Source organism: Pseudomonas sp. FEMGT703P, assembly GCF_002786345.1.
Lineage (GTDB): Bacteria > Pseudomonadota > Gammaproteobacteria > Pseudomonadales > Pseudomonadaceae > Aquipseudomonas > Aquipseudomonas peli.
Window position 1 is genome coordinate 364,174 of sequence record NZ_PGCM01000006.1, and the last position, 19,242, is coordinate 383,415.

Annotated in this window: 14 protein-coding genes; 3 read left to right on the forward strand and 11 right to left on the reverse strand. The window is 60.0% G+C overall.

Annotated elements, in window-relative coordinates:
• Window positions 1-9: 9 nt before the first annotated feature.
• The 8 genes from CUR33_RS11845 to CUR33_RS11880 form a co-directional block, all read right to left on the reverse strand.
• Entirely contained in the window at window positions 10-831 is an 822-nt protein-coding gene (locus CUR33_RS11845) for an energy transducer TonB (RefSeq protein ID WP_289239753.1), read from the reverse strand.
• Window positions 828-2,375 (reverse strand): 2-isopropylmalate synthase, encoded by a 1,548-nt coding sequence (locus tag CUR33_RS11850; RefSeq protein ID WP_167145682.1) that lies wholly within the window; start codon window positions 2,373-2,375, stop codon window positions 828-830. The genes CUR33_RS11845 and CUR33_RS11850 overlap by 4 nt, the downstream gene beginning before the upstream one ends.
• A 275-nt stretch (window positions 2,376-2,650) precedes the next feature.
• On the reverse strand, window positions 2,651-3,895 hold the full coding sequence (locus CUR33_RS11855) for a saccharopine dehydrogenase family protein (protein WP_289239754.1): 1,245 nt from the start codon (window positions 3,893-3,895) through the stop codon (window positions 2,651-2,653).
• Between the two features lie 132 nt (window positions 3,896-4,027).
• Window positions 4,028-5,125, reverse strand: a complete 1,098-nt coding sequence (locus CUR33_RS11860) for a carboxynorspermidine decarboxylase (RefSeq protein WP_167145686.1) — start codon at window positions 5,123-5,125, stop codon at window positions 4,028-4,030.
• A gap of 251 nt (window positions 5,126-5,376) precedes the next feature.
• Window positions 5,377-7,698, reverse strand: coding sequence for a DUF6160 family protein (locus tag CUR33_RS11865; protein ID WP_289239755.1), 2,322 nt, complete (start codon window positions 7,696-7,698; stop codon window positions 5,377-5,379).
• Between the two features lie 11 nt (window positions 7,699-7,709).
• A complete protein-coding gene (locus tag CUR33_RS11870) occupies window positions 7,710-8,315 on the reverse strand; it encodes a DUF6160 family protein (protein ID WP_342636242.1) in 606 nt (201 codons plus the stop codon).
• Window positions 8,305-9,351: a hypothetical protein gene (locus tag CUR33_RS11875; protein ID WP_289239756.1), complete on the reverse strand. Its 1,047-nt coding sequence runs from the start codon at window positions 9,349-9,351 to the stop codon at window positions 8,305-8,307. The genes CUR33_RS11870 and CUR33_RS11875 overlap by 11 nt, the downstream gene beginning before the upstream one ends.
• A 2-nt stretch (window positions 9,352-9,353) precedes the next feature.
• Window positions 9,354-10,412, reverse strand: coding sequence for a DUF6160 family protein (locus tag CUR33_RS11880; RefSeq protein WP_289239757.1), 1,059 nt, complete (start codon window positions 10,410-10,412; stop codon window positions 9,354-9,356).
• Between the two features lie 287 nt (window positions 10,413-10,699).
• On the opposite strand from CUR33_RS11880, the gene mksB reads away from it, so the two are divergent.
• Genes mksB through mksF form a run of 3 tightly spaced genes read left to right on the forward strand, consistent with a single transcriptional unit; the run spans window position 10,700 to window position 15,470 of the window.
• A complete protein-coding gene (gene mksB, locus CUR33_RS11885) occupies window positions 10,700-11,947 on the forward strand; it encodes an Mks condensin complex protein MksB (RefSeq protein WP_289239758.1) in 1,248 nt (415 codons plus the stop codon).
• The gene (gene mksE, locus CUR33_RS11890; RefSeq protein ID WP_090251390.1) at window positions 11,944-12,639 is read left to right on the forward strand and encodes an Mks condensin complex protein MksE; all 696 of its coding nucleotides are present in this window, start codon (window positions 11,944-11,946) and stop codon (window positions 12,637-12,639) included. Before mksB ends, mksE begins: the two co-directional genes overlap by 4 nt.
• Window positions 12,636-15,470 carry an Mks condensin complex protein MksF gene (gene mksF / locus CUR33_RS11895; RefSeq protein ID WP_289239759.1) on the forward strand — a complete coding sequence of 945 codons (2,835 nt, stop codon included), beginning with the start codon at window positions 12,636-12,638 and terminating at the stop codon, window positions 15,468-15,470. The genes mksE and mksF overlap by 4 nt, the downstream gene beginning before the upstream one ends.
• A 52-nt stretch (window positions 15,471-15,522) precedes the next feature.
• On the opposite strand, the gene CUR33_RS11900 is transcribed toward mksF, so the two are convergent.
• Genes CUR33_RS11900 through CUR33_RS11910 form a run of 3 tightly spaced genes read right to left on the reverse strand, consistent with a single transcriptional unit; the run spans window position 15,523 to window position 19,088 of the window.
• On the reverse strand, window positions 15,523-17,826 hold the full coding sequence (locus CUR33_RS11900; protein WP_289239760.1) for a PqiB family protein: 2,304 nt from the start codon (window positions 17,824-17,826) through the stop codon (window positions 15,523-15,525).
• Window positions 17,819-18,442 (reverse strand): paraquat-inducible protein A, encoded by a 624-nt coding sequence (locus CUR33_RS11905; RefSeq protein WP_289239761.1) that lies wholly within the window; start codon window positions 18,440-18,442, stop codon window positions 17,819-17,821. The genes CUR33_RS11900 and CUR33_RS11905 overlap by 8 nt, the downstream gene beginning before the upstream one ends.
• Window positions 18,429-19,088 carry a paraquat-inducible protein A gene (locus tag CUR33_RS11910; RefSeq protein ID WP_289239762.1) on the reverse strand — a complete coding sequence of 220 codons (660 nt, stop codon included), beginning with the start codon at window positions 19,086-19,088 and terminating at the stop codon, window positions 18,429-18,431. The genes CUR33_RS11905 and CUR33_RS11910 overlap by 14 nt, the downstream gene beginning before the upstream one ends.
• Window positions 19,089-19,242: the final 154 nt, after the last annotated feature.

Here is a 19,242-nt window from a genome sequence, read left to right on the forward strand (position 1 = left end):
AAGAAGTCTTCAATTGGCAGCCAACCAGCGCTGACGCACACGGCGCATGGCTTGCCACAGCTCACGCTTGCGTTCTGGCTCATCCATCAGCAGTTCCAGGCCCGGCAGCGCCCAGGCAGCGCCCAGCCCATCTACCTGCAGCTCGCGGTTGTAGGCGTCGACAGTGGCTTCCCCGGCAAAACGAATCGCCGGCAGCCCCACCAGCCATAGGCAACTGCACGGTTCCTGCTCTTCCAGCCGCGCGCCGACAAAACTCTGCACATATTCCAGCGCCGCTTGCGGACCCTGGTCGATCTGCCCGCGCACCAGCAGCGGCCAGCGCACCGGCTCGCCAATCAGTTGCGGACTGTCCGGCAGACCGGCGGCGCGCAGCAGATCCTTGAGCAGCAGATACGCCGGGTCGCGCCCTTGTAGTGGCTCACCGGTGGGCAATTCGACCAGTACTGCACAGGCGCCAGCACGCAGCAATTGCAGGGCAAAACGCGGTGGTGCGACGGGCGTTGGCTGGGACGTGATCTGCGTTTCGGCGTCGACTGTAGCCGGTTCTACCTTGGCCATACGCCCCTGAGGCGCCGGACGCGGCACTTCGATCTTGGGGCGGGTAACTGCCTCGACAACGGCGGTTTCGGCACGCGGCGGCTCATAGGCCGGCGCAGCTTCAGCCACCGCCTGTGGCACGACAGCGGCTACCTCCTGCTCAGGCTCGGCCTCAACCAGCGGCTGCAGCAACTCCGGGCGCGAGGGCGCAGCAAACGGCAACTCCACACGCGGCAGCCAACTGGCCACCTGCATGGCGCTCAGGTAGGCACGACGGCGCAGTTCTGCAATCAAACGTCAGCCGCCTGTGGATGCGCCTTCTGCCCGGCCTGCATCAGGTTCAAGGCATTGACATAGGCCTTGGCTGAGGCCACCAGGATATCGGTGTCGGCGCCATTGCCGTTAACGATGCGCCCGCCCTTTTCCAGGCGAACCGTCACTTCACCTTGCGAGTCGGTCCCCTGGGTGATGGCGTTGACCGAATACAACTGCAGATTGGCCTCGGAGCGGGCAATCGATTCGATGGCCTTGAAGGTGGCATCCACCGGCCCCGACCCCTGGGCATTGCCACTGTGCTCGGCACCTTCCACGCTGACCACAACCTGCGCCTGCGGTACTTCGCCCGTTTTGCTCGCCACGTCCAGGGTAATCAGCTTGAAGTGCTCCGGTGCCTCTTCGGCCAACGTATCGGACACCAGGGCCTGCAGGTCTTCATCGAAAATCTCGTGTTTTTTGTCAGCCAAATCCTTGAAGCGAGCAAAGGCTGCATTCAGCTCAGCCTCACCGGCCAGCACGATCCCCAGCTCGTCCAGACGCGAACGGAAGGCGTTGCGCCCGGACAACTTGCCTAGCGACAACTTATTGGTGTGCCAGCCCACTGACTGGGCAGACATGATTTCGTAGGTTTCGCGGTGCTTGAGCACGCCGTCCTGGTGAATACCGGACTCGTGGGCAAAGGCATTGGCGCCGACAATGGCTTTGTTCGGCTGCACCGGGAAACCGGTGATGCCCGAGACCATGCGCGAAGTGCTGAGGATGTGTGGGGTATCGATGCGCGTGTGCACGCCGAGCAGATCTTCACGGGTCTTGATCGCCATAACGATCTCTTCCAGCGCGGCATTACCGGCGCGCTCACCGAGACCGTTGATGGTGCACTCAACCTGACGGGCACCCGCCACCACAGCCGCCAGAGAGTTGGCCACAGCCAGGCCCAGGTCATTGTGGCAATGCACGGAGAACACCGCCTTATCGGCGTTGGGCACACGGTTGAGCAACTGGCGAATGGTCTCGGCGTACTGATGCGGAATCGCGTAGCCGACCGTATCAGGGATATTGATAGTACGCGCGCCCGCGTCGATGGCCGCTTCGATAATACGGCAGAGAAAATCGATTTCCGAACGTCCGGCATCCTCACAAGAAAACTCGACATCGCTGCACAGATTGCGCGCGCGTTTGATCGCATGCACGGCCTGCTCGACGACCTGATCCGGCTGCATGCGCAGCTTGTGTTGCATGTGGATCGGGCTGGTGGCGATAAAGGTGTGAATGCGCCCGGAGTTGGCGCCTTTGAGCGCTTCCGCCGCGCGATCGATGTCCGCATCCAGAGCACGCGACAGGCTGCATACGGTGCTGTCCTTGATGCTGTCGGCAATCGCCTTGACCGCCGCAAAGTCACCGGGGCTGGCGATGGCGAAGCCGGCTTCGATCACATCAACCCGCAGACGCTCCAGGGCCTTGGCGATGCGCAGCTTTTCTTCACCGGTCATGGATGCGCCGGGGCTCTGCTCGCCGTCACGCAGGGTGGTATCGAAAATAATGACGCGGTCGTTGCTGCTCATGCTGGTGTCCTCACGGAGTCGCCGTAGCACGCACCCGACGTTGGGGCGCGTGTCGATAAGGGCTGATTGTCGCGTGAAATGCCACGGGCGGGAAGCGCGGCGCACATGGATGCCACGTCGCGGCTAAAACGGGATGCCGCCCAGCCTCTCCAAAGGCAAGAAAGCAAAACGCCCGCCGAGAGGCGGGCGTTTTGTTGGGACAGCGCCTTTACCGCTGATGGGTATCGCGTCGCTCAACCCATCCTACGGTCTAGAGTACGGCTAGCAACAGCCGATCAAAGCGCCTGATCCCACGGACGATCACCGTGCTGATCTTTGATGCGAGTCGGCAGACCCATCACGTCCAGCAGCTTGAGGAACGGTTCAGCCGGCAACTCTTCAACGTTGGCCATGCGCGCCACATCCCAATCGCCACGCGCCACCAACAGCGCCGCGGCTACTGGCGGTACGCCTGCGGTATAGGAAATACCCTGGCTGTCGGTCTCCACATACGCATCTTTGTGGTCGGCGACGTTGTAGATAAACAGCTCAGTTGGCTTGCCATCTTTAGTGCCTTTGACCAAGTCACCAATGCAGGTCTTACCGCTATAACCCGGCGCCAGCGAGGACGGATCGGGCAGAACGGCCTTGACCAGTTTCAGCGGCACAACTTCGAGGCCTTCGGCGGTTTTTACCGGTTGTTCGGAGAGCAGGCCGAGGTTTTTCAGCACGGTAAACACATTGATGTAGTGCTCACCGAAGCTCATCCAGAAACGCACGTTGGGCACGTTCAGGTGTTTGGACAGGGAATGCACTTCGTCATGCCCGGTCAGGTACAAATTCTGTTCGCCGACTACCGGCAGGTCGTCGGTGCGTTTGACTTCAAACATGCTGTTGCTGGTCCACTGGCTGTTCTGCCAGCTCCAGACTTGGCCGGTGAATTCGCGGAAATTGATTTCCGGATCAAAATTGGTGGCGAAGTACTTGCCGTGGGAACCGGCGTTGACGTCGAGGATGTCGATCGACTCGATGCTATCGAAGTACTGTTGCTGCGCCAGTGCAGCGTAGGCATTGACCACGCCCGGGTCGAAACCAACGCCGAGGATGGCAGTCACGCCTTTTTCCTGGCATTCGGCCAGGTGCTTCCACTCGTAGTTACCGTACCAAGGCGGCGTTTCGCAAATCTTGCCCGGTTCTTCGTGGATAGCGGTGTCGAGGTAGGCGGCGCCGGTCTCGATGCAGGCGCGCAGCACCGACATATTGAGGAAGGCCGAACCCACGTTGATGACGATCTGCGATTCGGTTTCGCGGATCAGTGCTTTGGTTGCTTCAATATCCAGCGCATTGAGGGCAAAGGCCTTGATCTCGGCTGGCTGTTTCAGACTGCCCTTGGCGTTAACGCTGTCGATGATGGCCTGGCATTTGGAGATGTTGCGCGACGCGATAGCAATGCGACCCAATTCGTCGTTGTGCTGCGCGCACTTGTGGGCCACCACCTTGGCGACACCTCCTGCACCAATGATCAGAACATTCTTCTTCAATTGTTTCACCTCCTGGGTACTGCGTTATTGAGAGAGTTGGAGCGGGTTTACAACACGTCGGGTGGATGACGCTTTAGCACCCACCTTTGTGATTTCAGAGCGGTGGACGAAAAATGCCGTCCACACTAGGGATCAGCTCAGGCTGGACAGGTAATCGTCAAAGCCAAATTCGCGCACCACTTCGACGCTGCCGTCGAGTTGCTTGACCGCGATGGAAGGCATTTTCAGGCCGTTGAACCAGTTCTTCTTGACCATGGTGTAACCAGCGGCGTCGATAAACGACAGGCGATCGCCGATGGCCAGAGGTTTGTCGAACTGATATTCACCAAAGATGTCACCGGCCAGGCAGGACTTACCGCACACCATGTAGGTGTACTCACCGCTGCACGGTTCCATCTTGGCGTTAAGGCGGTAGATCAGCAGGTCGAGCATGTGTGCTTCGATCGAGCTGTCGACCACGGCCAGGTGCTTGCCGTTGTAAAGGGTGTCGAGCACCGTGACTTCCAATGAGGAGCTCAGGGTGATCGCCGCTTCGCCCGGTTCCAGATACACCTGCACCCCGAAACGCTCAGAGAAGGCCTTGAGCCGCACGCAGAACTGATCCAGCGGGTAGTCGTCACCGGTGAAGTGAATCCCGCCGCCGAGGCTGACCCACTCGACCTGCTCCAGCAGATGGCCGAAGCGCTCTTCAATGGTCGTCAGCATCTGGTCGAACAGCTCGAAGCTGCCGTTCTCGCAGTTGTTGTGGAACATAAAGCCGCTGATCTTATCCATCACCGCGGCGATCTTTTCCGGATCCCACTCGCCCAGGCGGCTGAACGGGCGCGCCGGGTCGGCCAGCAGGTAATCGGAGCTGCTCACCTGCGGGTTAACGCGCAGGCCACGTATGGTGCCCTCGGTGGCATCGGCGAAGCGTTCAAGCTGGCCAATGGAGTTGAAGATGATCTTGTCGCAGTTGGCGACCATCTCTTCGATTTCATCATCGGCCCAGGCCACGCTGTAGGCGTGGGTTTCGCCGGCGAACTTCTGCCGGCCGAGCTTCAACTCATAGAGGGACGATGAGGTCGTGCCGTCCATATATTGCTGCATCAGGTCGAACACCGACCAGGTGGCGAAGCATTTGAGCGCCAGCAGCGCCTTGGCCCCGGAGTGCTCGCGTACGTAGGCGATCTTCTCCAGATTGCCTAGCAGCTTCTGTTTGTCGATCAGGTAGTAAGGCGTTTTGATCATGGCGCTGCCCCTGCAAGGTCGGCTGACGGGAAGCCAGTAGGCTCCCCCCAAAAAAGTGGAGGCGAATTGTGCCGACAACCGGCACATATCGAAAGGGCAACGGGGATATTTCCTCGATTCAGCGACCATTGGCGACGATTGGGCGCGCAATGCAAGCGCCCTGCACCTGCCACCGTGCGCCAGCAGAATGACCAACAAGGATGACAGGGGCATGACGGCATACAGCGCCTGCGCGGTGCTGATGCGGGGGCTCAGTTGATCGGCGTGGCCGTCAGGTTGGCGCGGATATCGGCGTTTTGCAGCTTAACCCCATACATCGAGGTCACCGCACCGCCGGTGGGGTGAACATGCTGAATCCGGTCGATATTCACTTCTTTGAAGTGCACCCGGCCGTTAACCGCAAAACCCAGCGGATCAGGACTGACGGGGGTGCAACCAGAGGCGGTCTTGCTGCACACCTTGGTCGGCGCCACATCGAGGTTAAGGTCGACATTAAACCCATAGGCATTGGCGTTCGGGTTACTCGGGTTCCCGTCAGAGGTGTGGAAGTTGTCCACCACCAACTGGCTGCCGGTGCCGTTCCCCCCATTCACCCGCCCGGTTTCAATGATGATCTGATTGCGTTTCTCGTTGTTCGATACGCTATTGGCCGGGTTACCGGAGCCATCACGCACGAATACATTCTTCAGCTTGACCGAGATGCCTTCGTCGCCCCGGTCCTCCCAACGCCCGCCGCTGGCCACACATGCCGCCGACGTGCCACCGCTACCACCGACGCACAACGCACCAGCACCGCCCGAATTGATGGCCAGGGTCGAGCCCTGCTCATAGCGTTTAAGCACCAGACGGCCAATGCTGCTACCGGTTTGCCGATCCCCCCAACGCACGTCGTTCACATCAAGTTTGGACCAGTACGTGCCCTTACGCAGTTCCACACCGTTAGTGCTGATGTCCAACGAGCCTTCGCGGTAATGCATGTCATAGCTGCTGCCTGAGAGCCACAGGCCACGACCGTTTTCATCCACGGTAATCGCCGCATTCGCCTCGGTGATATAGAAGTCGGCGTTGTAGCGCAGCCCATCACCCACAGCACCGCCAGCACGCAGAGTGACCTGGCCGTTGAGGGTGAAATCGTAGGCCGGGAAAATTTCCATCAGCACCAGCAACTCGGTGCCGCCCTGGAGTGGCGCATCAGCCGTACCCACTCGCAGACCATCGAAGCTGTAGCTGCCGACCACATTCTTGAAGCCCAGGCGCATGCCATCGAAATGACCGTTGTAGCCGCCGCTGTTTATATCGCTGTTGGTGCCGGCGTAGCAGCTCGTGCTCACACCCGCGGCGCAGCTCTTGGTCAGATCAAAGGTAAACTGACCGGTGCCGTGGGTACGCAGGCCGCTGAACCACATGGTGTTGCCGTTATCGGTGAGTGCCAACGAGCTGTTGACCATGTTCCAGCTGAGGTCGGCGCTGATGCCTTTCTGCCCGGAGTTGGGGTCGCCGCCCGGACGCAGTTTCAGCCAATTCTGCCGAGCACCCTGGTCAAGAAAATTCAAATCCACCGCCAGGCCACCGAGTTTCTGATTGCTCGGGTTGCCCATGATCAGGCCGCCGAGGGTGGCGTTGAACTTGAGGTCCTGAAAGGCAACCTTCGCGTAGCTACCCGCGCCGTCCTGCTCCAGATCCACTGTCAGCCCAGAGTTGCTGATCAGGCTGCCAGCAAAGTTCTCAGCACGCAGTACGCCTTCATCCTGATACTGGAACAGGCTGTTGGCGATGGTGATATTCGGTTTGATCCGCAAGCCTTCGCCACTGGCGCCGCCACCCGCAATGCTGATGCTGCCGCCCAGGCGCAAATCCATGTTCAGCTTGCCGAAGCTGCGTTGTGCATCCACGTCACGCAGATCGGGGGCGCCCGGTGTCACCACCACGCCGGCAGTGGGGTCGCCATGTGCCAGGTCGAGGCCGATGCCGGCAATTGAGCCGACAAAACGCGAAGTACCCAGTTCCAGTTTGATCTCCTGGCCGCTGCCGCCGCTGACGATGTCCAGGTAGGCGTTGTTCAGGTAAGTATCGAACGACAGGCCTTTGACGATCAGGTCAAAGCCATTGTCGCGGTAATAGAAGGTCGCCGCGCTCAGCGACAGTTGGCTGTCATCCACGCTGAAACCGCTAACGCCACTGGCCCCGCCGCCACTCAATTTGAGACTGGCCCCCAGGGTGAAAAACGCGCGAAAGGCGCCAAAGCTTTTGCTGCTGCCGGCCAGCTCGATGTTATCGACGCTGAGCACCTGAGCACTGCCGCTGTGCTGCACCTGCAATTGCTCACCCACCACGTCCAGCGTAGTGGTCGAACTGCTACCCGCCGTTTGCGGCGTGCCAGTGACGCCTTTGAGGCTTAGGGTCTGACCATCCTGTTTGTAGTCAATACTGCCCACCGACCAGCCAGCGCCAGTGGTTTGTAGGCTGATGCCGTCGCGCCCGCTGACGGATGACAGCGCCTGATCATCCAGTGCCTGCATGGCCTGCGTCAGTGGACTCAGAAATGCGAGCAACAATAGCGAATGACGGTGCATGGCCCTGCTCCTCAATTCTGCGGAAAGATCAGCACGTTGCCCTGCATACGGATGGTGCCGTCGATCTTCGCCGAGAAGATATTGGTCTGCTGGTAGGACGGATTCCCGCCATTGGCCACGCTCAGGGACTTGTTCTGCCAGCCGCCCTGGTTGGCGACACCAAAGGCAAAACTGCCGTCCTTGAACTTCACCTCGTTGGGCAAGCCGAACTCCAGCACATCCTGATTGAACGCAGCACCGTCACCATTGAAACCGCTGTTGATGGTGCGCGTACGCAGAGTCAGGCCCTCAAAGCTGAACACGCCCTTGAGGTTATCCAGCACATACCAGCCGCCCTCCGCCTCGGAGCGAATTGCCACACGCATGCCACAGTTTTCCGGCGTCGTGGCACCCGCATTGGCGCAGCTGCGCTGGCTGGCCGTCCAAGTGCTGGGGTTGTTGCTGACCGGCTTGCTCCACAACACACCGCCGTCCTTGTTGATACTGAACTCACCGGACAGATAAACCCCGCCCTGGCCGTTCATGCTGCTCAGGGTGTCATCGTCCAATGCCTGCATCTCGGCAAAGGCCGGCATGGCGAGCAGTGCGCTGATGGCTAACCAGACTTTAGAGATCACGGCTGGTCACCTTCAGGTAATTGATGCTGAGCCCCTGGATGGCGTTGTAGCCAAAGTTGTAGCCACCGGTAGAAAAGCTTCCTGTTCCGGCTTTGAGGTTGTCGATCACGATATTGGTGCGTGGTGCGTTGGCGTAGAAGTCACTGGCAATCGCATTACGCTCTGCCGCCGGACGGGCACTGCCATTGGCGGCCCGGGTAACCGGGTTGGGCAGTTCCAAGACAAACTGGCCGTTACTGCTGACGTCAAACAACAGCGGCTGGCTTTTGCCATAGCCCAGAGAAATATTCGCGTAGGCATTGCTCAGCGTCAGGGTGCGGGCAGCCTGCTCCTGCTCGGTGGTGCAGTTGGCGGTGCCCGCCGCGCAGGACATCAGCTGCAGGCTCTTGGCGAAGATATTCACCCGCGCCTCGCCCACTAACTGCCCTCTTGGATCATCGCCCCATAGCCGCAGGTAACTGCCGTCCATGACCAGCTCGCTGATATCCAAGTTGATGATATCGGTGCGTCCGGCGGCAACCTGGAAGTCGAAACGAATCCCCAGATCGACTCGCTCGGAGGCGCGGCTGGAGCAGTTGCTCCCGGCAGCGGCATATCCGCTTATACAGGCCTGCCCACCGGCCCCGGTCAAGCGCTCGGGGAACTTGAATTCCAACACGCTGATATTGCTGGGCGTGGTCTGCACCCATTGGCCGTCATCGCGCAAGGTTCGCAGGCTCTCGCCTTTGGCCAGGGTGATCTCAAACGGATGATCCAGCCGGCCAATGTTTACCGGGTTCAGGTTTGCACCTTTATTACTACCGGTCGCGCCCAGGTAGAACTCCTTCACCGAAATCGGCACGTTCTGCCCGGAGCCGTTATTAATGTCATTGACCGTGATAGTGGCGCCCGATGCATCCAGCAGAATCCCATCCAGCACAAAGCCGAAGCCGGCGCCCTGAACGGCAGACAGCTCCTGATCATCCAGCGCTTGCAACTCTGCCTGGGCAACTCCAGACAGCAACATCAACGCAGCCACCGCAGTCCGCGTACGCATGCTCAGCACCCCGCCGTGGCGGTGCCCAGGCAGGTGTCCTGCCGGGGAATGCCATTGAAGGCCTGTTCGAAGTCGATATTGATCGGGGCCACCATATTGCCGTTGGCATCACGGTACTTGGGCAGGTTCATAAAGGCCCCTTTCAAGGTATTGATCAGCGCATTGTTATCCATGTCACGCCAGGCCACGTCCTGGGTCTGCATGGAAATAAAGAAGCCTTTGGCTGCGCCCTCAATGGCTGCGGTGGCCGCAGAATCACTGACCGCCATATTGCCGACGGGCAGAGACTGGAAATTGCTTAGAGGGAAGCAGGTAGCCAGCGAAAGCACCTGGCAGCCGCTTGAGGCAAACAGACTCAACAATGCATCGGATAGCCCACCCAGATTGCAGCCACTGACACACCCCAGCACCTGGCCATTAACCATACCGGCATGCGTAGCACGCACCGGATCAGCAGAGCCATTGGTCTGCACCAGCGTTGCATCCGCTTCCAGGCGAGTGTTGCGGGTCACCCCCGCGATGCTCAAGAGAAACTGCTCCCACCCACTGGCTTGATCAAATACCGGGCCAGCACTGCCTTGGATCTTGATTGGGATATTGCCCGTCAGGCTCTGAATATCCCCGGACAGAATGCCTTTGGCCTCACCGAAACCAATACGCACACCCACCACCTTGTTGCCCGAATAGGCCAGCTCCAGAAATGGATTGGCGATCTTGAACGGGTTGATGGTGTCGTCGGCATTGACCGTGCCTAATGCAAAGTTATTGATCAGCAGGTCAGAGGTGCCCAGCGCTTCACCGGGACGAGTCACCGAATCGTTGTACTGACCAAGCTGCAACTTCTTCATATTCAGTTGGGTATCGACATTCATGCCGAAGTTGACCCGGGTGTAGTTGATCCCGGCGTTGCTGTCCGTCGTCAGGTTGATAAAGGCCTGACCGGTCACCTCCGATAGCTCACTGTCCTCCAGCTCGACCATTCTGGCGTGGGCAGTGCTGCTGATTAATCCAGCACAGATCAAGGCGAGCGCAGTTTTGGCAAAACCAAGGGTCGGACGCATGGCTGATTCCCTGTCGTTCTTATTTGAATGGCCGAGCCCTGCGGACTCCACGCCTTGATTAGCACTATAAAAAGTCGGCCGGCTAAACGTGCCGACCCATAGTCGAGAAATCCCCGAAAAACCGCCTCGGTCCCACAGCAGAGCGCCACCACGCTGTTACCCATCACCACAACCAGGGTTACACGCGCGCAGGCAACTCCGAACAGACGATGACTGACACTCAAGTCTTGGCCACGGCTTGCAGTACAATCGGCGTTTTTTGCGAAAAGCCCGCGGAGCGGAGCCCGATGATTGATCCCAAGCGCGTACTGCGCGCCCTTGCCGAACACTGGACGTTGCTCGAGCCGCTGTGCGAGCGCTTCGACGCTGGCACCCTGAGCCTGGTGGAGCTGCGAAATCAGCTGGCCGCGCAGCTGCCCGAAGGCACGCCAACCGATGTCACCGCCCTGCTCGACCAGTGGATTCGCCTGGATATCCTGGTGCCGGTGGCCAAGAGCCCGAATCGCTTCGAGCTGAACGCGCAAATTCACGACTTCCTCGCCTACCTGCGCCGCGAACACCGCCTGGGCCTATGCCTGGAAATCGAAGCCTACCTGCGCCACCTGGAACGCCTGGCCGGCTATATCAAGGACGCCTTCGAGGTACGCGACGCCGCCGACCTGGCGCGTCAGCTGCGTTTGCTCGATATGCGCGTACGCGATGTGTTGAAGAAACTGGCCAACGACGAGCAAGCCCTGGTCGCCGTGGCCGATCGGGCCAAAACTAGTGACCGACAGATTCCGTTGCGCCAGCGCTACGCCGAAGTGCTGGCCACCTGGGACGAATACGTTGAACCGATGATCCAGCTGGTGGCCGCCGACGGCGCCTTTGAGCAAGGCGTGTACCGCGTCGAACACGTGCTGCTGCGCCTGCTCGGCGAACAACAGCGTCTCGGTCAACTGGTCGATGACGACCTGCTGCTGCGTACCCATGCGCGCATCTTGGAAATGCAGACCACCGCCCAGCTGACCCTGCGCCGCGCCCGCGAACTGCTGCTGCCGCTGCGTGAAGAGGCGCGCCGGCATAACGCCGTGACCCGTGGCGCAGCCCTGGCCCTCGCGGCGATCCGCAAAAAGGGCCTGGACGCCGTACCTCAGGCCTCACTGCCGCTGTTCAGTCGCCCGCAAAGCACCTTTCTCGGCACCGCTTCGCAGGTCGAGGCCTATGTGTACGCCCTGGCCCGGTTCGAGCCCAAGCCGGCGCAGTTCCCCAAGGCGCATGCCAGCCGCAAAGGCGAAGCCCCGCGCGCACCACGCACGGCGCGGGAGATGATCGAACGCTGCGAACAGGCCCTGCCATTACCGGACCTGATGGTCTGGCTGCTGGAACAGGAGCCCGAAGGCGCCACCGACGAATTGCTCTACTGGTTCTCGCGCCTGTCCCGCGATGGCCGCTTCCAGCGCGAGCGCCTGGAGCGCCGCGACTACCTCACCCGCGAGCATCAGGTCAGCCTGAGCTCCTTTGCCCTGATCAAGCCGGCCGGGACCACCCTATGAATATCGACCTGAAAGAACTGACCCAGCTCGCCCCGATCTTCCGCGAGCTGTTCAAGGGCTACCACATCAGCCGCAGCAACCCAGAACTCTACAGCCAGCTGGCCAGTCAGCAGGACCAGTACCGCGGCCTGTTCAAGGCCCTGGGCTATGAACTGACTTGCGACAGCCGCGGCTTCTACTATTTCGTACCTGAGCAGATGGGCGCTCAGGTCAATAAGACCGCGCAGCGCCTGGCGCTGTTCACCTTTATTCTGGTTGAGCACCTGGCCGATCAGGGCCGCGACCCGCTGGCCGTACTCGACGGCGGCAGCCTTGGCCGTGACGAGCTGCCCGCCCTACTGGAAAAGTATCGCGACCTGTTCCTCCAGGCCGAAGTCACCACCCAGGAAGAGTTGGAAGAAAAGGTCATGCGCCGCCTGACCCAGCTCGGTTTTGCCAGCGAAGACAACGGCATCTACCGCTTCCTCGCGCCCATGCACCGCTTCCTAGATGTGTGCCTCTCGGTGCAGCAAGACCGTGACCTGGCCGCCACGCTGCACAGCAGCCTGCCGCTGCCGACGCCGGTGCTGCTGGATGAGGAGGCAGAAGACGAGATCATCAGCCTCGCCGAGGACGATGCCGACGAATCCGAAGAAGACGCCCTGGCCCGCGCCATGGCCGAAGAACGTGACGCCCAGGAGATGGATGCATGAGCCAGGAACGCTACGGCATTCGCCGCTTTGCCCTACTGAATACCGCCGGCTACAGCCTCGGCCTGTTCCCGCTGGAAAACCCGCTGTCGGTTTACGGGGCCAACAACCTGGGGAAATCCGCCTCGATCAACGCCCTGCAGTTCCCGATTCTCGCGCGCATGTCGGACATGAGCTTTGGCAAGTACAGCCTGGAGCAGTCGCGCAAGTTCTACTTCGCCAGCGACACCAGCTATATCCTCGTCGAAGTCGTGCTGCCCCACGGCCCGCATGTGATCGGCGTGGCCGGGCGCGGCCCGGGCGGCGGCTTCGGCCACCAGTTCTTCGCCTACCAGGGCACCCTGGACCTGGAGCACTACCAGAAGAACGGTACCTGCCTGCGTCAGCGCGAGCTGTTCAACGCGCTGGAACGCGAAGGCATCAAGGCCTACGAGCTGAAACCCGAGGAGCTGCGCCGCCTGCTGGTCGGCGGGCACACCTCGATTCCGCTGGACCTGACCCTAATCCCGCTGCGCTCCACCAGCGAGCAGAGCCTGAAGACCTTCCGCGCGCTGTTTATCAACCTGCTGCATATGCGCGAGATCACCGCAGCCAAACTCAAGCAGCTGTTCCTCGATGCCTTCGAGCACAGCCTGCGTTCGGGCAGCGTCGACTATATCGCCGCCACCGAAGAAGCCTTCCGCGATGTGCGGCGCATGGAGCAGGACTACCAGGCGCTGGTTACCGCCGGCCCCTTGATCGAAGCCCTGGCAGCCGGTGTGGCCCAGCGTGAGCTGCTGCGCGGCAAGTTGCATCGCCTGTCGCCGCTGCTCGACTCGCTGCTCGGTACCTGGCAGGACTACGCCGGCGCACGCCGCGAGGAGCTGGTGATCCAGGCCGAACACTACCGTGGCGAGCAGGACGGCCTGCAGCACGAGCAACGTGGCGGCACCCAGGAACTGATGCGCATGGAGCGGGAAATCAGCGAGATCCAGCGCTGGCTCGGCGAGCTGTCGGTGCTGAAGAATCGCTTTGCCCTGGTCAACGACGCCAAGGTGCTGGAAGAGCAATTGCTGGCTGCCAAGGATGCCCACGACGAACTGGCCGGCGCCTTGGCGCAGTCACGGCAGTTCTCCGCCGAAGACCTGGATGAGCGCCTGCGCGATCTGGAAAAACGCCTGAAGTCGGTGAAACAGCAACTCGAACATGCCGACAACAACAGCTACTCACGCTTGCGCGAAGAGTTCAGCCAGCAGGACGTAGACCGCCTGATGCGCCTGTTTAACGGCCAGCTGTTCAGCCTGCCGCTGGGTGAGAAAGGTATCCAGATCGCCGACGGCGATGCCTGGGTCAAATCCCTGGAAGCCATTCTCGACGGTTTTAACGGCGAGCAGTTCGAAGTACCCGGCCTGACCATCGACCTCAGCCATATCGAACCTCCGGCTCTGCAAGCCCTGGCCGACCGCGCGGCCCTGCGCGACCAGAAGGACCGCCTGGATCGCGAATACAAACAGCTGAAAACCCAACAGGCAGTAGCCTCCGACCGCGCTGCGAGCAAGGCCCAGGCCGAGCAGTTCTACCAGGCCGTACTGGATGCGCAGAAAGCCCTGGAGGACTTCCGCAAGAGCCAGACCCTGGCCGTGGAAGAGCCGCAGAAACTGGAGCAGCTGGCGCAGCTGGAGGCCGCTCAGGACGAACTCAAGCGCGCATCTGATGCCTTTACCGAGCGCGTGCAGCAGCTCTCCGCCAAGCTGCAACTGGTCGGCCGTCAGCTCGCCGATCTGGAGGCCAAGGAACGCACCCTGGAAGACGCCCTGCGCCGTCGCCAGCTGCTTCCCGCCAACCTGCCGTTCGGCACACCCTTTACCGACCCCGTGGACGACAGCCTGGACAACCTGCTGCCGCTGCTTAACGACTACCAGGACGCCTGGCAGGGCCTGCAACGTATCGACGGGCAGATCGAGGCGCTGTACGCCCAAGTACGCCTGAAAGGCGTGGCCAAGTTCGACAGCGAAGACGACGTCGAGCGCCGGCTGCACCTGCTGGTCAACGCTTACGCTCACCGTCAGGACGAAGCCATCACCCTGGCCAAGGCGCGCCGCGCTGCGGTTACCGATATCGCCCGTACCTTGCGCAATATCCGCAGCGACTACGACAACCTGGAACACCAGCTGGCGCTGTTCAACCGCGAGATCAACAAGCGTCAGGTATCCAACCTGGAAAGCTTCCGCATCGTTCTCGCACCGAACAAGGATGCGCTCAAGCACATCGACCAGATCATCCACAGCGCCGGTCAATACGAAGAAGGCGAAACCCTTTCGGTGTTCGACCTGCAGCAGAGCAGCGAACAGGACAGCAAGAACGAGGAAGCCAAGGACTACCTATCGCGCCTGGTTGCCGCCAACCATAACCAGCTGGGCTTGAAGGATCTGTTCGAACTGGCCTTCGAGATCACCAAGGTGCATGGCCAGCCGGTAATCCACACCGATATCGATGGCGCGGCGTCCAACGGCACCACCATGACCATCAAGGCGCTGACCAACATGTACCTGTTGCTGCACTTGATGGACCGCGACCAGGCCGGCAAGGTGCGGCTGCCTTACTACCTGGATGAGGCGGCGGATATCGACGAGAAGAACCAGCAAGCGCTGATCGAAACCAGCCTGCAGTTGGGCTTTGTGCCGATTCTCGCCTCGGTGAAGCCTCAGGTCTCGGCCCATGTGGCGATCGACCTGGAAGGCGGCAGCGGTCCGAATGGCATCTATATCGATGAAGCGGATTGGAAATATATCCAACGCCGTGACAGCGCCAAGAACAAGGCAGAAACCACAACCGCAGCAACCGAGCCAGCCTAACGCTGGCTCACTAGCCATAAAGCACAAGGGCCGCAATTGCGGCCCTTGTCGGTTATTTCTCCAGCGCGATCTTCGGCGCCCAGCGTAACCACTCTTCCTTGACCTCATCGTGCAGGGCAAAGGTCTGCCCAACCTGCGCCGGGCCGCCCATTTGCGGGTTATCCGGGGAGGCAAAGGCAATACCACCCTCCAGCAAAGCCTCCAGCGACTCGGTACGCACCTTCACGCCACTGAACAGCCCAGCATCCACGCCAATCCCGCTGGCATTCCAGAAGCGGCTGCCGGTTCGCACCAAGGGCGCATAACGCGGCTCAATCAGAATGTGGATCAACACGCGATCCGAGGTTGGCCCCAGCTCGAAGTCGGTGACCTTGCCCACCGGCACTTCGCGGTAACTGACCACCACACCCGGCTTGATCGACCCGCGCCGCGCCGCGCTCAACACCAGGCGCAGGCCTTGCTCGCGCACGCTGGCCTTAGGTGGTGCCTCGGCGGCGGTAAAGTCCAGTTTCAGTGCAGCCTTCTGTGCAGCCGGCTGCACTTCGATGTACTGGCCCGTGACCAGGGTTTCCAGATTGGCGGCCCGGGTCAAACTCACCTCGGGCTTGACCACCCAGAACTGCGTCCCCACGCGGGCAATCTGCTGGGTTGCCTGAGTAACGCGCGCATGCAGAATCACGGCCTGCAAATCATCCGTCAGCTCAATGCGCTCGACCTTACCCACATCCAGCCCCTTGTAACGAATTGCCGTGCCTGGGTTAAGCCCATCGCCACGGGGGACACGGATGGTCAGTGCAACCCCCTTCTCCAGCGCTTGCTCTTGGCTGCTGTAGAGGTTGAAGCGCTGCACGCGCTTGTCATTCTTGGCGGCTTTTGGATCCGGGGTCTCAAAGGCGATCCCACCAGCCAGCAGGGTTTGCAGCGATTCGCTTTTCACCTCAACGCCGGATAAACCACCTTTGAGGGTAATGCCGCTGGCATTCCAGAAGCGCGTACTGTTGTTCACCAGATGCGTGTATTCCGGCTCAATGTGCACACCGAATGCCACCTGCTTGTTGTCGCGTGAGAGCTGATAGCTTTGCACCGAACCAACCTTGAGCTGCTTGAACAGCACCGGGCTGCCAATTTCCAAGGAGCCACGCACGTCACTGAACAACACCAGATGCAAACCGGGCGCCGCCAGATCGAGCGGTGGCGCCTTGGGCCTGGCCGCAAAGTCACGCGACGGCGCACCGCCTTTCTCGCCCGGGCGTATGGCGATGTAGTTACCCTTGACCAATGCTTCTAGCCCGGTAATCCCTGCCAGGGAAATCGATGGTTTGACCACCCAGAAATCCGTGCCTTCTACCAGGTAGTCTTCAGTGCGGGGATCCAACATCAGTTCGACGCGCGCACCGCTGAGGTCATCGTCAATCTTGAAGGTCTTCATATGACCGACCTGGATGCCCTTGTACATCACCGGTGTACGCCCAGGCTCCAGCCCATCAAACTCATGCAGAGTCAGGTTGACGCGAATCCCTGCCTGCGCCGTATCGAAGTCTTCATACAGGCGGAATGGCAGTGAGGGATCGGTCGGCGGGCTGTCCTTGCGATGCTCCGGCGTCGCAAAGGCAATGCCGCCGGCCACGATGCTGGCCAGCGATTCGGTGCGTACTTTCACACCTGATAGCCCTGCATCGATAGACACTCCACTGGCGTTCCAGAAACGCGTGTGTTTGCGCACCAGGGATGCGAACTCCGGCTGAATGAATACCTTCACCTCAACCTGATTCTGATCTTCAAGCAGGGCATAGCTTTTCACCCGGCCTACCTGAATCTGCTTGTAGAACACCGGGCTGTCACGGTTCAAGGAACCCAAGCGCTCGGCCTTAAGCGTCAGGTGCAGCCCAGGCGCCGTATCGGCCAAGGGCGGCGGTTCATTGAGTGCAGTGAATTTGCGCGTAGGCTCACCGTCACCGGGGCTGGCGGCGATGTAATTACCCGATACCAACGTTTCCAGTCCGGTAATACCTGCCAGCGAGACGCTCGGCTTGACCAACCAGAAGCGGGTATTGCTGAGCAGCTGATGCTCCACACGCTTGTCCATCTCCAGCGTCGCACGTACACCGCGCCGCTCGCCGCTGTCGTCAAGCTCCATGGCAGTCAGCTTACCAATCGACATGCCCTTGTAGATCACTTCCGTCTTGCCGGCCTGCAAGCCCTCTCCCGTCTCGAAGGTCACTTGGATTTCGATACCCGCCTCGTTATAGGCACGCCAGCCGAGCCAGCCACCGATCAATAATGCAATCAGCGGCAGCACCCAAATAGCCGACCAGTTCGAAGCAGGGCGTGCTTTGGCCAACGGCAAATCATTCATGGTCGTCATCCGAATCCGTGTTGTCCCATATCAGGCGAGGGTCAAAAGTTAATGCGGCTAGCATGGTCAGCACGACCACACTGGCAAAAGCTGTAGCACCGTAGCCCGGTTCGATACTGGCCAGGCTGCCGAAATTGACCACCGCGACCAGTATCGCGATGACAAAGATGTCGAGCATCGACCAGCGGCCAATCCATTCGATAAAACGGTACATCAGAATCCGCTGCCGCGCTGACATCGGCTGATGGCGTTGCACCGAGTACAGCAACAGGGCGATGCCCACCAACTTGAATGTCGGCACCAGGATGCTCGCGATAAAGACAACCGCAGCAATCGGCAGCATGCCGTAGTTCACCAACTCAATAACACCCGACATGATGGTATCGGACTGTCCTTTGCCTAACGAGTTGACCGTCATGATGGGCAGCAGGTTGGCGGGGATATACAGCACCGCCGCCGTCAGCAGCAGCGCCCAGGTACGCACAAGGCTATTGGGCCTACGCTCATGCAGGCGGCCGCCACACCGCGAACAGAATTGCTTAGGGCTCTCCGGCTGATGCGGGTTGAGTTGGTGGCACTCGTGACAAATCAGCAAACCTGCATCAATCGCTCGCATGCTCATCCTCCCCCGACAGGGCTTCCCAGATTTGATGCGGCGACATCGTCACCTCCAGCCAGACCTGCACCAGTAACAATGCGACAAAACACAGCAGCCCTAGACCAATACTTAACTCGGCCAGATCCACCAGCTTGACGATGGCCACCAGAATGCCCATCAAGTAGACCTCAAGCATGCCCCACTCACGCATGTGGTGATAAATACGGTAAAGCAACAAGCCATAACTGCGCCCCATATCCAGTTGAATGCTCAACAGCACAGCCAGCTGACACAACAACTTGAGCAGTGGCACGGCCATGCTGCAAAGAAATACCACCACGGCTACGCTTTGCATCCCGCTGTTATACAAGCCGAGTACGCCCGTCCACACCGTGTCTTCAGTGGTTTGCCCCAAAAGATTAAGACGCATAATTGGCAAAAAATTAGCCGGCACATAAAGCAATAAAGCTGCAAGTACCAATGCCAGACTCCGTCGTATGACATGCGTGCGATGGGTGTACAGCTCATAGCCACAGCGTGGACACTCAACCCGCTCACCTGCAGCCGCTTCAGGTTTGCGCAACAACAGATCGCACTCATGGCAGGCAATCAGTTGCTTGAGTTCACGCTCGGACAGTGGTTCAGAGAGTGCCGGATCGGCCATAGAAGAACCCTTGGATAAGTGCGCTTAGGCATCATAGCCACGCCCTGTTTAGTTGCCTATAAAAGGCTGAGCTGGGCATGGTTTGTTTTCGCGCCACAAAGTAAAACCCCCGATCGTTTTCACGATCGGGGGTTTTGGTATAGGTGCTTGACGA

What these genes read in the sequence shown, in the direction of transcription:
- CUR33_RS11850 (WP_167145682.1), bottom strand. Translation starts at nt 2,375, where the DNA reads ATGAGCAGCAACGACCGCGTCATTATTTTCGATACCACCCTGCGTGAC.
- CUR33_RS11860 (WP_167145686.1), bottom strand. Translation starts at nt 5,125, where the DNA reads ATGATCAAAACGCCTTACTACCTGATCGACAAACAGAAGCTGCTAGGC.
- CUR33_RS11865 (WP_289239755.1), bottom strand. Translation starts at nt 7,698, where the DNA reads ATGCACCGTCATTCGCTATTGTTGCTCGCATTTCTGAGTCCACTGACG.
- CUR33_RS11875 (WP_289239756.1), bottom strand. Translation starts at nt 9,351, where the DNA reads ATGCGTACGCGGACTGCGGTGGCTGCGTTGATGTTGCTGTCTGGAGTT.
- CUR33_RS11880 (WP_289239757.1), bottom strand. Translation starts at nt 10,412, where the DNA reads ATGCGTCCGACCCTTGGTTTTGCCAAAACTGCGCTCGCCTTGATCTGT.
- mksB (WP_289239758.1), top strand. Translation starts at nt 10,700, where the DNA reads ATGATTGATCCCAAGCGCGTACTGCGCGCCCTTGCCGAACACTGGACG.
- mksE (WP_090251390.1), top strand. Translation starts at nt 11,944, where the DNA reads ATGAATATCGACCTGAAAGAACTGACCCAGCTCGCCCCGATCTTCCGC.
- mksF (WP_289239759.1), top strand. Translation starts at nt 12,636, where the DNA reads ATGAGCCAGGAACGCTACGGCATTCGCCGCTTTGCCCTACTGAATACC.
- CUR33_RS11900 (WP_289239760.1), bottom strand. Translation starts at nt 17,826, where the DNA reads ATGAATGATTTGCCGTTGGCCAAAGCACGCCCTGCTTCGAACTGGTCG.
- CUR33_RS11905 (WP_289239761.1), bottom strand. Translation starts at nt 18,442, where the DNA reads ATGCGAGCGATTGATGCAGGTTTGCTGATTTGTCACGAGTGCCACCAA.
- CUR33_RS11910 (WP_289239762.1), bottom strand. Translation starts at nt 19,088, where the DNA reads ATGGCCGATCCGGCACTCTCTGAACCACTGTCCGAGCGTGAACTCAAG.